The sequence below is a fragment of the Psychrobacter sp. KFRI-CH2-11 genome (assembly GCF_038239325.1).
GTDB lineage: Bacteria > Pseudomonadota > Gammaproteobacteria > Pseudomonadales > Moraxellaceae > Psychrobacter > Psychrobacter celer.
In genome coordinates this window covers 2704474-2718914 of sequence record NZ_CP151283.1, presented here as the reverse complement: position 1 = coordinate 2718914, position 14441 = coordinate 2704474, and the positions used below count along the sequence as shown (strand labels likewise).

At 48.4% G+C, this 14441-nt stretch carries 10 protein-coding genes; 5 read left to right on the top strand and 5 right to left on the bottom strand.

Annotated features, from left to right (window positions below; all coding sequences use genetic code 11):
- Positions 1 to 301: 301 nt before the first annotated feature.
- Positions 302 to 787 carry an FKBP-type peptidyl-prolyl cis-trans isomerase gene (locus AADH33_RS11250; RefSeq protein WP_207970292.1) on the bottom strand — a complete coding sequence of 162 codons (486 nt, stop codon included), beginning with the start codon at positions 785 to 787 and terminating at the stop codon, positions 302 to 304.
- Between the two features lie 346 nt (positions 788 to 1133).
- On the opposite strand from AADH33_RS11250, the gene AADH33_RS11245 reads away from it, so the two are divergent.
- A complete protein-coding gene (locus AADH33_RS11245; protein ID WP_348548931.1) occupies positions 1134 to 3131 on the top strand; it encodes a M61 family metallopeptidase in 1998 nt (665 codons plus the stop codon).
- 117 nt (positions 3132 to 3248) lie between these two features.
- Here AADH33_RS11245 and AADH33_RS11240 read toward each other — a convergent pair whose 3' ends face one another.
- Positions 3249 to 4118, bottom strand: a complete 870-nt coding sequence (locus AADH33_RS11240; protein WP_348548930.1) for a CopM family metallochaperone — start codon at positions 4116 to 4118, stop codon at positions 3249 to 3251.
- Between the two features lie 110 nt (positions 4119 to 4228).
- Positions 4229 to 4861, bottom strand: coding sequence for a pseudouridine synthase (locus tag AADH33_RS11235; protein ID WP_348548929.1), 633 nt, complete (start codon positions 4859 to 4861; stop codon positions 4229 to 4231).
- A gap of 527 nt (positions 4862 to 5388) precedes the next feature.
- Between AADH33_RS11235 and icd the strand changes: the two genes are divergently transcribed.
- Entirely contained in the window at positions 5389 to 6648 is a 1260-nt protein-coding gene (icd, locus tag AADH33_RS11230) for an NADP-dependent isocitrate dehydrogenase (RefSeq protein ID WP_348548928.1), read from the top strand.
- A gap of 181 nt (positions 6649 to 6829) precedes the next feature.
- Here the strand turns inward: icd and AADH33_RS11225 are convergent, their stop codons facing one another.
- Positions 6830 to 9049, bottom strand: a complete 2220-nt coding sequence (locus AADH33_RS11225; RefSeq protein WP_348548927.1) for an NADP-dependent isocitrate dehydrogenase — start codon at positions 9047 to 9049, stop codon at positions 6830 to 6832.
- Between the two features lie 852 nt (positions 9050 to 9901).
- Between AADH33_RS11225 and AADH33_RS11220 the strand changes: the two genes are divergently transcribed.
- The 3 genes from AADH33_RS11220 (at position 9902) to glyA (ending at position 13432) form a co-directional block, all read left to right on the top strand.
- Complete coding sequence (locus AADH33_RS11220; protein WP_348549985.1) at positions 9902 to 11278, top strand: GNAT family N-acetyltransferase; 1377 nt, start codon at positions 9902 to 9904, stop codon at positions 11276 to 11278.
- Positions 11279 to 11345: 67 nt separating this feature from the next.
- Positions 11346 to 11891 carry a chorismate--pyruvate lyase family protein gene (locus AADH33_RS11215; protein ID WP_348548926.1) on the top strand — a complete coding sequence of 182 codons (546 nt, stop codon included), beginning with the start codon at positions 11346 to 11348 and terminating at the stop codon, positions 11889 to 11891.
- Positions 11892 to 12175: 284 nt separating this feature from the next.
- Positions 12176 to 13432 (top strand): serine hydroxymethyltransferase, encoded by a 1257-nt coding sequence (glyA, locus tag AADH33_RS11210; RefSeq protein WP_348548925.1) that lies wholly within the window; start codon positions 12176 to 12178, stop codon positions 13430 to 13432.
- A 205-nt stretch (positions 13433 to 13637) separates the two neighbouring features.
- Here glyA and AADH33_RS11205 read toward each other — a convergent pair whose 3' ends face one another.
- Positions 13638 to 14336, bottom strand: coding sequence for a ZIP family metal transporter (locus AADH33_RS11205; RefSeq protein WP_348548924.1), 699 nt, complete (start codon positions 14334 to 14336; stop codon positions 13638 to 13640).
- Positions 14337 to 14441 lie beyond the last annotated feature (105 nt).

Here is a 14441-nt window from a genome sequence, read left to right as displayed (position 1 = left end):
TAACATTAACATGGATGGTTAGTGATAAAAGCCGCATAATGCTTGTCGTTATGCGGCTTTGTTACGTCTAAAGGATGGCGATTTATTGATAAACCATTGCGCCGCTCTCAATGACGCTTGTGCTAGCATGGTTCGGTCAGCTGCTAAAAACGCTGCTTCCACAAAAGCATCGTATAAACGAGCAGGCACAAAACAGCAGGCATAAAAAAAGCCGACTCAATTGAGTCGACCCTGTTGGCCAGTTGGCTGATTTATCTTATAGCCACCAGACCTTTTACTGCTTACCAAATGCAAGTAGCGATTAGTGCTGAACGCCACCAGCGCCATGTACATGGCCGTGGTTTAGCTCGTCTTCAGTAGCAGCGCGCACTTCTTGAATTTCAACATCAAACGTCAAACGCTTACCAGCCAATGGATGGTTGGCATCGACAGTGATTTCTTTGTCGTTTACCGCTGTGACGGTCACGAGCATCACTTGGCCGCCCGCTTCTGACTGGAACTGCATACCTGGCTGGATATCGTCGACACCTTGGAAGTTTTCACGTGGCACTTGCTGTACCGCTTGCTCTTGGTACTCACCGTAGCCATCAGCAGGCTCTACGACAGCGTTTACTTTTTCGCCAGCAGATTTGCCTTCTAGTTGTTTTTCTAGACCTGGGATGATATTGCTGTGACCATGTAGATAGGCAAGTGGTTGACCTTCTGGTGACTGGTCAAGGATGTTGCCTTCGTCGTCTTTTAGCGTGTAATTGAATGTGACGGCGGTGTCTTTTGCGATAGTAGTCATAAAATATCCTAAATATATCGATGTAAAAAATTAAATACGGTTGCAATAAACCTAAAAAAGCCAATCAGCCAGCCAAATAGCCACGTCATTAGTCAATTATCATCAGTTTATTTCGGTTTGTAAAAGTAACTTTAGCAGTTAGCATCTTTAATTGAGATGGCTTTGATAACTTTCAAGGCAAAAAACAGAAAAAATGCCAATTAATCACGTTAAATAGCTATTTTTTTTGAAATATAAACGGATGGACTCGTCATATGCCTGAACGCTCCAGTATAAAACGCTTATCAGTTGCGTTTTGTCTGTCGGGCTTCTACCATAATGATAACCATAAAAATGAGACAAGAAAATGACACAGATTACCTCAAAGGCCAATGAGCAGCCAGCCAACTATGATGCCAACGTACAGAGTACAGCAGACATCGATATTCGTTATCGTTTTGATTTTGCCCGTTTTGCTGAGCATTTGGTGGATGTGACGCTGAGCTTTACCGCCAGTACCGATGCGCCGCAGCTTTGGCTACCTGCGTGGATACCAGGCAGCTACTTGATGCGCGAGTTTGCTCGCAATATCACCGCTGTCCATTATCAGGCGCTAGATGAGCAGGATACAGCTCGTGATACGTTGTCACAGCTTTATCGTGGTCAAAAAATAGACAAGCACACATGGCAGCTCCCGCAGATAAAGGCAGGACAGAGCGTCAGCGTTCATTATGAGGTCTACTGTTATGATCTGTCGGTGCGCACCGCCTACGTCGATCAGCAGCGACTGTATGGCAATTTTACCTCGCTTGCATTGGCTGTTGAAGGACAAGAGCAGCAAAAGCTGCAAGTCAGTCTCATCGTTCCTGCAACGTTTTTGGCAGATAAAGATGAGGCGCGTGTTTGTCTGGCGATAGGCGTGGACTACACAGAGCTGCAGCTAGAGGGGCAGCTGTGCTTTGCGCTACAAGTGCCCAGCTATCATGACTTGATTGACTATCCGTTTGAGATTGCCGAGCAAGATAGGTTTGACTTTATTATTCAAGACAGCGCGCATCAGACACTGCGTCACCGTTTTTATCTGTCAGGCAAGCACAGCAGCAATATGGGCAGGTTGCAGCAGGACATCACTCAGATATGCCAGAGCTATGTAGACTGGCTAGGCGATGCGCCTTTTGCAGATTATACCTTTATGACCTTTGCTAGTGGGCAGGACTATGGCGGGCTTGAGCATATCAATTCTACCAGCCTGATCACCCCGCGCCGCGACCTACCAAGTGTCGATGAGCCAAAAATACCCAGCAGCGATTATCAGCGTTTCTTGGGCTTGTGTAGTCATGAGTACTTCCACGCATGGTGGGTCAAGACGGTGCGTCCCGACGTGATGCTCGAGGTTGATCTGCGAAAAGAGGCGTTTACGCCTTTGCTATGGGTGTTTGAAGGATTTACCTCCTATGTGGACGACTTTATGCTGCAATCATCAGGTGTCATCGATAAAGCCAGCTATCTGAAGCTGCTGGCTGAGCAAATCAATCGCTACTACCAGACGCCAGGACGCGTATATCAGAGCGTGGCTGAGTCGAGCTTTGATGCTTGGATTAAGCTGTATCGCAATGATGAAAACACAGGCAACGCAGGTATCAGCTATTATAATAAAGGTGCCTTGGTGGCGCTTTGCTTGGATTTGACTTTGCTTGAGAAAACCAAGGGTCGCTATCGCTTGTTTGATGTGATACAGGCATTCTATCGACAGGCCAAGCAAAATGACAAGAAGCGCATCGGTATCAGCAGTGCCGATATGGGCGCAGTTATCAGTCAGTTTATGCCGCTTGATGTCTGGCAGGATTTTGAGCGCCGCTACGTCAATGGCGTTGAGGAGTTGCCGATACAGACATTACTGAGTGCCAATGGTGTCAAGCTACATGTCAATAGTAAGGAGACGGCGGACAAGCATGTGCCTTGGGGTATGCGCTGTAGCGACACCCCAGCAGGTCTCAAAGTCAATCGAGTCCTACGCGGTAGTGCGGCGGCGCGTGCGGGTATCTCCGCCCATGATGTGATCGTCGCCATCGACGGTATCAAAGCCGACGCCAAACAGCTATCGTCTCTGAGTACGTCTGCGCGCAAGATTGACTGTCATTTGTTTCGCCGAGATGAGCTGATGTCGGTCACCGTATTACCCAAAGCGACCGCTGATAAGAAAAATGCAGCAGTAGATACTGAGCAAGACGGCCTCTATCAAGATTGCCCTTATAAAGTCACTTTGCATCTTGCAACACCCACGAGCACATCGCCCAATGATGAGGCGGCATCGCCGACCCAAGCAGGCTGGCATACATGGCTAAATGTGTGGGCAGATAGGTAGGCTAAAGTCGCCCTTTATTTGTCTGAGAGTAGATTAGAGGCTAAGGGCTAAAGACTGTTCGCTGTGTCGCCAAAGAGAGGCTTGGTGACACAGCTGGCTTGCTATGTTTGTGTGTATTTATGACTCACCATCTTCGGCAGGTGCTGTAGCAGGCTCCTTAGACGGCTGAGATTGAGACGATTGAGCATGATCGTCTGACGCCTCAGTAGTAGAGTCCGCATCTGCACTGGTATTTGTCTCAGCGGTGTCCGCGCTATGGCTTGCAATCCATTTTTGCATCAACTCAATCTCAGCTTGCTGGGTGTCGATGATGCTTTGTGCCAACTGGCGCATCTCTTCGTCAGTACCGTACTTGAGCTGTACGTTGGCCATATCTACCGCGCCGATATGATGCGGCAGCATACCGCGAGCAAACGCCATGTCTGGCTGCGGGTCGGCGATACCAAGCACCATATCACCGTGTAAGACATCCATGCTTCTGGCATACGCCTGCTGCATGGCTTCTGTATGCGGGTTGGTTTTGACGGTGTCGGGGTGGCTGGCAAGCCATTTATTTAACGTATCAATCTCTGGCTGCTGGGCATCAATGACGTTTTGCGCCAGTTGCCGCATGCTATCATCTGTCCCGTGTTTTAGCTGGATCTTTGCCATCTCAATCGCCCCGCGATGATGACCAAGCATGGCTTTGGCAAACGCGGTATCAGGATCGTTATAACCCATACCGATCATCATCTCATCGTGCATACGCGTCATCGCCCTCGTATAGTCTCTGAGCATATCGGTCATTTGAGTCTCGTTTGCTGCATCATCTTCTGCCAGCCCATCATCCGTTTGTGCATCAGCTGGGTTGACCTCTAGGTCGGTCACGGGCGGCGTTGCGGTATCGCTAGGCGTCGCCTCATCCTCAGTCGCCGGCTGACAGGCGCTTAATATCAGCGCAGCAGCAATACTGGTGGCAAGCAAAGAAAAGCGACGAGAAGCAATCATGACATATTCCTATTATAAAGCGGCAATGATAAAAACAGACGAGTGATGAGATAATATCCGTAATGTGCTGAATCTTAACAGATAAACCTTACCAGTTCGAGACATGATGTTTAGAGTGCGTGCCCAATCCCTAATTGTCGACAGCGCTCGTCATTCAGATGAATACGGACAAACTCACCGACCCCCAAACGGCCTAACTCAAACCCTGCAACCGACCAGCGTATCAAACGCAGACAAGGCAGACCCACATGAGCGGTCATACGCCTGACTTGGCGGTTTTTGCCTTCGTAGATGGTCAGCATTAGCCAAGACGTTGGGACGTTTTTGCGCTCACGTATCGGCGGATTGCGGGGCCATAAGGCTATTGGTAAGTCCGCCTCTGTGACCATCTGGGCGAGTGCAGGTAAGGTTTTACCGTCTTTTAGGTGCACGCCTTCGCTCAAGGCTTGTAGCTGTGCAGGCGTTACGATCCCCTCGACCTGTACCAAATAGGTCTTGCCTTGTTTGTGCTTGTCTTTTTTAAAGCTCGCCGCCGATGGTGGCTGGGTAATGGCTTTATTGACGCGGCCATCACTGGTCAAAATCAGTAGCCCCTCTGAGGTTGCATCAAGCCGGCCCGCCACTCGCAGCGACTTATCGGTAAAGTATGCCGATAGGGTGGCGTGGTCATTATTACTGTCGTCACGGAACTGACTTTGCATCCCATAAGGCTTATTAAATAAAATGAGACTAGAGCTCGGCATGGTGTAAACATTCCTAAAATAAACTGACAAAGCGGTCAAAGGGTACTATTAAGTATAAAACAAGTATAAACAGCGCCGGTTGCAGCCGTTGGTGTGGTATCGGTTTTGAATGCTGCGACTATAACACCGTCCCATCAGCGAATAAACACCATGTTATCATTATGGTTTTATGTCTTTGACATCTTGATAGGCACTATAGTCAATCCGATATAAAACGATACAACGTTTCATTGGAGCGCATTGATAGCCACGTATCCGATTTTAAACAATAAATGGCGAAGCAGCATACAGTAACATCTCATCAAAACCCTAGCATATAACGCCTTGTGATTTGTTAATGCTGTATAAACTATCTTTATAATTATGCTCGTTATGAGCCAATTGTGTTTTTGTCCTCTATGGTTTAGGCAAGTTTTGCAGTATGGTAAATGACATAAGGAGTTACTCATCAGATTGGCAAAAGTACGATAAATGACCAAGATATATAATTAAATAACTCATAATTAAATCATTAAGGAGTGTTACTCATGTCCTACGATAAAGTGATCGTCCCAAGAGACGGCGAAAAAGTCACGGTAAATGCTGACTTGTCTTTAAATGTGCCCAATCATCCGATTATCCCTTTTGTCGAGGGTGATGGTATCGGAGTCGATATCACGCCTGTGATGATAAAAGTCGTCAATGCAGCAGTAGACAAGGCTTATCATGGCAAAAAATCCATCATTTGGATGGAGACCTATCTCGGCGAAAAAGCGGCAAAAGTATACGATGGGGATTATTTGCCCAACGAGACGCTGGAGATTTTAAAAGACTATGTCATCAGTATCAAAGGGCCATTGACGACCCCAGTGGGCGGTGGTTTTCGCTCGCTCAATGTCGCGGTACGTCAAGAGCTCGATTTGTATGTGTGCCAGCGGCCTGTGCGCTGGTTTGAAGGGGTGCCAAGCCCAGTGCAGCATCCCGAGCTGACAGACATGGTAATCTTCCGCGAAAACTCAGAAGATATCTATGCTGGCATCGAATGGAAGGCAGGCAGTGATGAGGCTAAAAAAGTCATTAAGTTTTTAAAAGAAGAGATGGGCGTCACCAAGATTCGCTTTGATGATAACTGCGGTATCGGCATCAAGCCTGTCTCAAAAGAAGGCTCGCAGCGCTTAGTGCGTAAGGCCATTCAGTATGCCATCGACAATGATCTGCCTAGTGTCACCTTGGTGCATAAGGGCAATATCATGAAGTTTACCGAAGGCGCGTTTAAGGATTGGGGCTATGAGCTTGCCGCCGAGCGCTTCGGTGCCGAGCTATTAGATGGCGGGCCTTGGATGACGATGAAAAACCCAAAAACAGGCAATGACATCGTCATCAAAGACGTCATCGCTGATGCCTTTTTGCAGCAAATCCTCATGCGCCCTGCTGATTATTCAGTGGTGGCGACGCTCAACCTAAACGGCGACTATATATCCGACGCCCTCGCAGCAGAAGTTGGCGGCATCGGTATCGCACCAGGTGCCAATAAAGGCGGCGCAATCGCGGTTTATGAAGCGACGCATGGTACGGCGCCCAAATACGCTGGACAAAACAAAGTCAACCCAGGCTCGCTTATCTTATCCGCTGAGATGATGCTGCGAGACATGGGCTGGACGGAAGCGGCCGATTTGATCATCAGCGGTATCCAAGGTGCTATCGCTAATAAGACAGTGACCTATGATTTTGAGCGGTTGATGCCAGATGCTATTTTGCTGAGTACTTCTGAGTTTGGTAAAGCCATTATCAAGCACATGCACGCTTAAACATCGGAGTATGTCTGCAATTTAATTAATGCGTCTTTACATAAGGACGCACCCTAAAAATAAACAAAAAAACACCCCTTAGATCTCAGATCTAAAGGGTGTTTTTTATGCTAAAAGTGGGCGTAAAGGCTTAAATACATCCTTTACGCCCAGCGCTCAGGCATATCAGCGGCGCATCAGATTATAATGAGGCGATCGCTTCGTTGAACAACGTGCTTGGACGCATCACTTGCTCAGCCAGTTTTTCATCGGCTAAGTAGTAGCCTTTGATATCTACCGACTTGCCTTGGGCATCATTTAACTCTTTGATGATGGACGCTTCGTCACGCTGCAGTTGTTCTGCCAGCGGTGTAAACTGCGCTTTTAACTCACTATCTTTGTCTTGAGCCGCTAGCTCTTCTGCCCAGTACATCGCTAGGTAGAAGTGGCTGCCACGGTTGTCAATCTCGCCTGTCTTACGCGATGGTGACTTGTTGTTTATTAGCAGTTTTTCTGTGGCTTTGTCGAGGGTATCTGCCAATACTTGCGCTTTGGCATTGTTGTCGTTTTTGGCCAAATGCTCCAAAGATTCGGTCAAGGCTAAGAACTCGCCTAGTGAGTCCCAGCGCAAGTGGTTTTCTTCTACCAACTGCTCGACATGCTTTGGTGCTGAACCGCCTGCACCTGTTTCAAACAAACCGCCGCCTTTCATGAGTGGCACGACCGATAGCATCTTGGCACTGGTACCAAGCTCTAAGATAGGGAACAAATCTGTTAAGTAATCACGCAAGATGTTACCAGTAGCAGAGATGGTGTCTAGACCGCGAGCGACGCGCTCTAAGGTATAACGCATGGCGCGAACCTGAGACATGATCTCGATATGTAGGCCATCGGTGTCATGGTCTTTTAGGTACATTTTGACTTTTTTGATCAGCTCGTTTTCGTGCGGACGGTATGGGTCTAGCCAGAAGATCACAGGTGTGTCTGACTCACGGGCACGGCGTACGGCCAGTTTTACCCAGTCTTGGATCGGGGCATCTTTGGTCTGACACATGCGCCAGATATCGCCTTTTTCGACGGCTTGCTCCATGAGGACTTCACCAGTATCCACATCTACGATACGAGCGATACCAGCGTCGCTTGACTCAAAGGTTTTGTCGTGTGAGCCGTATTCTTCCGCTTTTTGAGCCATGAGGCCGACGTTTGGTACTGTGCCCATGGTGGTTGGGTCAAAGTTGCCATGCCATTTGCAGAAGTTAATCATTTCTTGATAAATACGCGCAAAGGTAGACTCTGGCATGACCGCTTTACAGTCATACATTTTGCCATCTGCGCCCCACATCTTACCGCCTGAGCGAATCATCGCAGGCATTGAGGCATCGACGATCACATCGCTTGGTGAGTGGAAGTTGGTGATGCCTTTTGAGGAGTCAACCATCGCCAGACGTGGACGATGTACTTGACAAGCATGCAAGTCGCGCTCAATCTCTTCTTGTAGAGAGGTTGGCAGCTCTTTGATTTTGTCGTAAAGTGATGCCATACCGTTATTGACGTTGATGCCTAACTCATCAAAGAGCGCACCATGTTTTTGAAAAGCGTCTTTATAATACGTTCTGACCGCATGACCGAAGACGATTGGATGCGAGACTTTCATCATCGTGGCTTTTACGTGCAATGAAAATAAGATACCTGCTTCGCGGCAGTCTTCCATTTCGCGCTCATAAAACTCAAGTAGCGCTTTTTTGCTCATAAACATCAGATCGATGACTTCTTTGTCCAACAAAGCAATCTCTGGCTTTAGGACTTTGGTGGTGCCATCTTCGAGCAACAGCTCCATACGTACGGTACGAGCCTTGTCGAGGGTCATCGATTGCTCGCCGTCATAAAAGTCGCCGCTGTGCATGTGTGAGACGTGGGTGCTTGACCACTGTTTCCACTCACCCATTGAGTGCGGATGCTTGCGTGCGTAGTTTTTGACCGCTTTTGGCGCGCGGCGATCAGAGTTACCTTCACGCAGTACGGGGTTGACCGAGCTACCTAGTGCTTTGCCGTAGCGCTTACGGATGCTTTCTTCTTCCTCAGTTTTTGGCTCATCAGGGAAGTCAGGTAGGGCATAGCCTTTGCTTTGCAATTCCTTGATAGCGGCTTTTAGCTGCTGTACTGAGGCACTGATGTTCGGCAGTTTGATGATGTTGGCATTTGGGTCTTGGGTTAGGCGACCTAGCTCTGCGAGGTTGTCAGCTACGCGCTGCTCTTCAGTGAGGTACTCAGGGAATTCGGCCAACACACGCGCGGCCACAGAGATATCGCTGATATCGACAGAGACGCCTGCTGTCTTGGTAAAGGCTTTGACAATCGGCAAGAATGATAAGGTCGCCAGCGCTGGGGCTTCGTCAGTTTTTGTATAAATAATTTTTGACATATTAGTAGAATATTCCTATAGGCTGTAGTGAATAATAAAGCTCAAATATAATGCTACAAATCGTTAAACGACATATCGTTAAATAATACTATGCAATAGCAAACGCTATGGTTCGATCTAGTACATTATATGTAGTCTCTTGCAATGGTTGAGGCTACTTAAGTTTCTTGTTGCTGTTGGCTAGCCTTTATAACCGTAGTGGCTAGCTTTGATTGGTTTTTATTCAAAAGGCGCTTGCAATGATGATATCACCATCTAAAAAAAGCGACCTAAAAGCAAATGGCTAAGAGTATATTATAAAGGATCCACTATAAATTCGATACGGTGTCAATCCTATATCATGAACTAAGTATACTGTTTTCGCTTATGTCCTATGTACCAAAATTATATTAAGCTAAGAACAGCGTTATTCTACCAGTCATCCGCTTTTATATCATCCCTTCCCAGCGATTACTGTCATTTCATGGGTGCTTACCCGTTATCAATTAAGTAAATCCAAACCGTGTGTCATTCTTATTTGCCAGATTCCCAAATCTCTATTATCCATTCTGATTATCAAGCGTCGCTCTAAAACCGCGCCTTTACTGTCAGTGGTTTTTATAAAGTGGTGAGTGTGCTTTGCAAATTGTGACAGCAAACCGGCAAAAATTTGCTAGGCTATTGTAGGTGAGGGCATACCTATGTCTCACATATAGCGACAAACCTGAGCTAAAGCGGCGATGGCTGATATTTGCTGCCGTTTTGACGCGAGCAGGCATCTCACCATGTTTGGCTGTCTCTTATAAGTGATTGACTGATATACGCCCTAAATAAAACATTGACACACATAGAGCGGCTAGAGTGACCATGAGCATACGTTTAAAATACGCACTGATGAGTGATACCAGCTGGCAGCAGATGGCAGAGTGGCAAACGCCAGACACGCCTTTTATGTCCTTTGATTTTTGGCAAGCGCTGGCAGACACGGGCGCCATCGGTGAGCAGGCAGGCTGGCTACCGATATATGTCTTGATCCATCAGGTCGATGAGGGTACAACGCCGCCAAACGCCGCTGACATCAAAAACAGCAAGGCACACTCTGACGGTGACAATAAGGCATTAGCTGCAGGCGACAAGGTATCCGCCACGCATCCTATAGCGGTGCTGCCAGTCTTTATTAAGGGTCACCACCGCGGTGAGTTTGTGTTTGATCATGCTTGGGCAGAGGCCTACGCGCGCTATGGTGTCGACTACTATCCGCGGCTGGTCAGTAGCGTACCTTATACGCCGATTACCGGTCAGCGGTTTTGGCTGGCTGATGGCGAGCGCCTGCGTGCCGATATCATTAGAACTGCCCTAGCAGGCGTAGATGATATTGCTCAGCATGTGGGTGCGTCAAGCTGGCATGGACTGTTTGTCACGCCTGAGCTGGCCGATATTGTAGCTGCCGCCATGCCGACAGATAGCGATGTCATAAGTGCACTGGCAGCGCAAGAGCAGGGCGGCGCAGCGGCGGCCATCGACATACCTTTACTGGAGCGTCAGGGCTGTCAGTTTTTGTGGCAAAACCAAGACTTATTAAAAGGCGCGCAGCCATTTGCAGATTTTGAGGCGTTTTTGGCAACGTTAAGAGCCAAAAAGCGCAAGACCATCCGCGCTGAGCGCCGCAAGGTCGGCGAGCAAGGCATCCGTTGTCAGCGTAAATGCGGTGATGCGATTTGTGAGGAGGACTGGCATGCTTTTTATCATTGCTATGTGATGACCTATGCGGTGCGCGGTCAGCAGCCTTACTTAACGTTAGATTTTTTTATGGCGTTGGCCGCGAGTATGCCTGAGCACCTGATGCTGGCTCAAGCGCGTGATGCGCATGGTGATATCATTGCCAGTAGTTTGTTTTTGTACGATAAGCCCGATAGCAAAGGCGCGACTTTATACGGACGCTATTGGGGCGCGCTGGCGGACTATGATAGCTTGCATTTTGAGCTGTGCTATTATCAAGGCATCGAGTTTGCTATCGAGCAGGGTTTGAGCTATTTTGATCCAGGGGCGCAAGGCGAGCATAAGCTGGTTCGCGGTTTTGTACCGACGACCACCCACTCGTTGCACCGCGTTTATGATGGGCGGTTTGTGCCAGCGATTGCGGATTTTTGCCGTAGAGACAGAGAGCATATGGCTGAGTATCGCCGGCGAGCATTTGACGCCTTACCGTTCAATGCTGATAATATGCCCGCCGCTGATGCCAGTCGCTAGCGCTGCTCTCATCTATTTTTTATCTGTCTTTTATCTGTCTTTTATCCGTCATCATTAGCCGCTTATTATGCCTAATAATTCTCTGTTTTGCCCTGTACCGCCGCCCGCCGATCTACACGCTTGGCTCAATGTCGAAGGCTCTTTGACTGCTGTACTTGAGGTAAAAGCTCGGCAGCCCTTGCGCGTTGAGCGCCGCTTTGAGGGCTATCGCGCGCTGACATTGGCACAAAAACGCCAGCTGGGTGTACGAGGCGCGCAGCTAAATCGGCCGATGCTGGCGTGGGTACGCGAGGTGTACCTATATGGCAATGATGAGCAGCCGTGGGTCGAGGCGCAGAGCATCTTTCCGTTGCCCAGTCTTAAAGGCCGCGCTCGCCGTTTGCAGCAGCTCAAGGGTACGCCCATCGGTTATGTGTTATTTAAGCGCAGCCGCACCTTGCCCAATCAGCGTTTTATCTCGCAGACGGCCAAAGGCTGGCAACGGCAAACGCGTTATGACTGGTATGGGCGTACGCTGCTGATCAGCGAGACGTTTTTGCCCGCGTTCAGCCAAAATAGACAATCACAGATAGGCTGCAACAGAGAACAGAAAAATTTATATCCAAGCATATAAATATACCGTGATAAATACTTTATTTTATTGGCTATTTATTTGCGTTATAAGGCCATTTAATTTGTTCAGCTTAGCGTGAGGTTTTTTTGCGCTCACCATACAAATTTTCATGTTACACTTAAACTTTAGCGATGATATCGACGCCTGCGTGTCGATTTGATTGTCGATATAGACACGTCAATGACAGGCCAATTGCCTGTGCTTGCCTGTTTTACCTCCTTTTGCTACTCGCTTCTTTTCGATAAACACTACCATTAACGATAGCCACTACCTAGGACATTATTATGTTTAAAGATATTTCTATCAAAGAGTTTGATCCAGTACTTGCAGAAGCCATGGCCGCCGAAAGCGTGCGTCAAGAAAACCATATCGAGCTTATTGCCTCAGAAAACTACTGCTCACAAGCAGTCATGGAAGCACAAGGCACCGATCTAACCAACAAATACGCGGAAGGCTATCCAGGCAAGCGTTACTACGGCGGCTGTGAGCACGTCGATGTGATCGAGCAATTGGCCATCGATCGCGCAAAAGAGCTGTTTGGTACAGAATACGTCAACGTCCAGCCGCACTCTGGTAGCCAAGCAAACTCTGCTGTATTTTTGGCTTTGCTAGAGGCCAATGACACCGTACTTGGTATGAGCCTAGACGCTGGTGGTCACTTGACTCACGGCGCGCACATCAACTTCTCAGGCCTGAACTACAACGCCGTACAGTATGGCCTCGTCGAAGGCACTGGTCTGATCGACTATGATCAAGTTGATGCTCTGGCTCGTGAGCACAAGCCAAAGATGATCATCGCAGGTTTTTCCGCGTATTCACAAGTCGTTGATTGGCAGCGTTTCCGTGATATCGCCGACGAAGTGGGCGCGTACTTGCTGGTTGATATGGCACACGTGGCGGGTCTGGTTGCAGGCGGCGTTTACCCAAGCCCAGTGCCCTTTGCCGATGTGGTCACCACCACCACGCATAAAACCCTACGCGGCCCGCGCTCAGGTATGATCTTGGCGCGTGATGAGAAGCTGGCGAAAAAGCTAAACTCTGCTGTCTTCCCAGGCAACCAAGGTGGCCCGCTCATGCACGTCATCGCGGCAAAAGCGGTTTGCTTTAAAGAAGCGCTAGAAGACAACTTTAAAACCTATCAGCAGCAAGTGGTCAAAAACGCCCAAGCAATGGCAAAAGTCATCCAAGAGCGTGGCTATGAAATCATCTCTGGCGGTACTGAAAACCACTTGATGCTCATCAGCCTAGTCAAGCAAGAAATGACGGGTAAAGAAGCAGACAAATGGCTTGGTGATGCCCACATTACTGTGAACAAAAACGCTGTACCAAACGATCCAAAATCGCCGTTTGTTACCTCTGGTATCCGTATCGGTACGCCAGCGATTACCACGCGCGGCTTTAACGAAGCACAAGCAGGCGGGTTGGCAGGCTGGATCTGTGACGTACTAGACAGCCGCGGTGACGAAAAAGTCGCTGCTGAAGTACGCGGCAAAGTAGAAGCCATCTGTAAAGAGTTACCAGTTTACGAAAAAAACCAGTAATTTTCGATTGCTTGATTTTTACCGTTAGGTTGAAAAAAACCGCTTAGCTTAATGGCTAGGCGGTTTTTTATTGCACTGGCGTTTATTTTTTAAGTGGTCAGTTTATGCGAACTAAACGTCTATATGTACTAAGTTATGCAATCCGTCACTTTAAAAAACTCTCTGCCGATATTACTTGATAGTGCAAAGTTACCTAACACACTTTTTAGCCACCAAGCTGGTTTAGAGCCAATGCTAAGATGAGGCCAATGGTGGTGCTAATACCCGCCCAATGGTTGCTGCGTTTAAAGGCGGTCGGGAAGACCTCGGTGGCCAAAGAGGCAATGACTGCCCCTGCGGCAAAGCAATTGATCGCACTAATAACGGCGTCATCGACATTTTTTAGCAGTATCTTGCCCAAGATAGCCGCCAGTGATAATAAAGCTGCGGCCCCAACCCATAGCATCAGCACTTTTTTATTGCTGGCACCGTTACGGCGCATTTCTTTGGCACCGCCTGCTGCTTCTGGCAGGTTCGATAACAAAATAGAGCCGGCCAGAGCCGCCACTTGCATGACGTTGCCGCTGATCAATGCCACACCCAGCGCTAGGTTTTCTGGGATGCCATCGAGAGTGATGGCTGCCAGCAGCCCCGAGCCGCCATCGGCATTGAGCTTTTCATCGAGTAGATAATCGACACTCGCAAATACCACTGCGCCCAACAGGGCAAAAGCTGCGGTAATCCAAACCCCGCTGTCAGTCACTGCCGGCTGTACCAGCTCGATGACCACTGATATCATTAGCGCGCCACCAGCGACCGCCAATAAATTCCCCTCAAACCAGCTTGGCAAGCGGCCATAAAGCCCCCATAGTGCTCCGATAATCAGAGCGCCGGATACCACAACAATCACTGCAAATATCAACATAGTATGCCTCATTATTTTTATAAGGTATTGATAACGGCTGATGGGTTTTGTGTCATTAGAAGTTGCGTAACGACCGGGTTAGGTACTGTTAGCGCTATGCTTTTT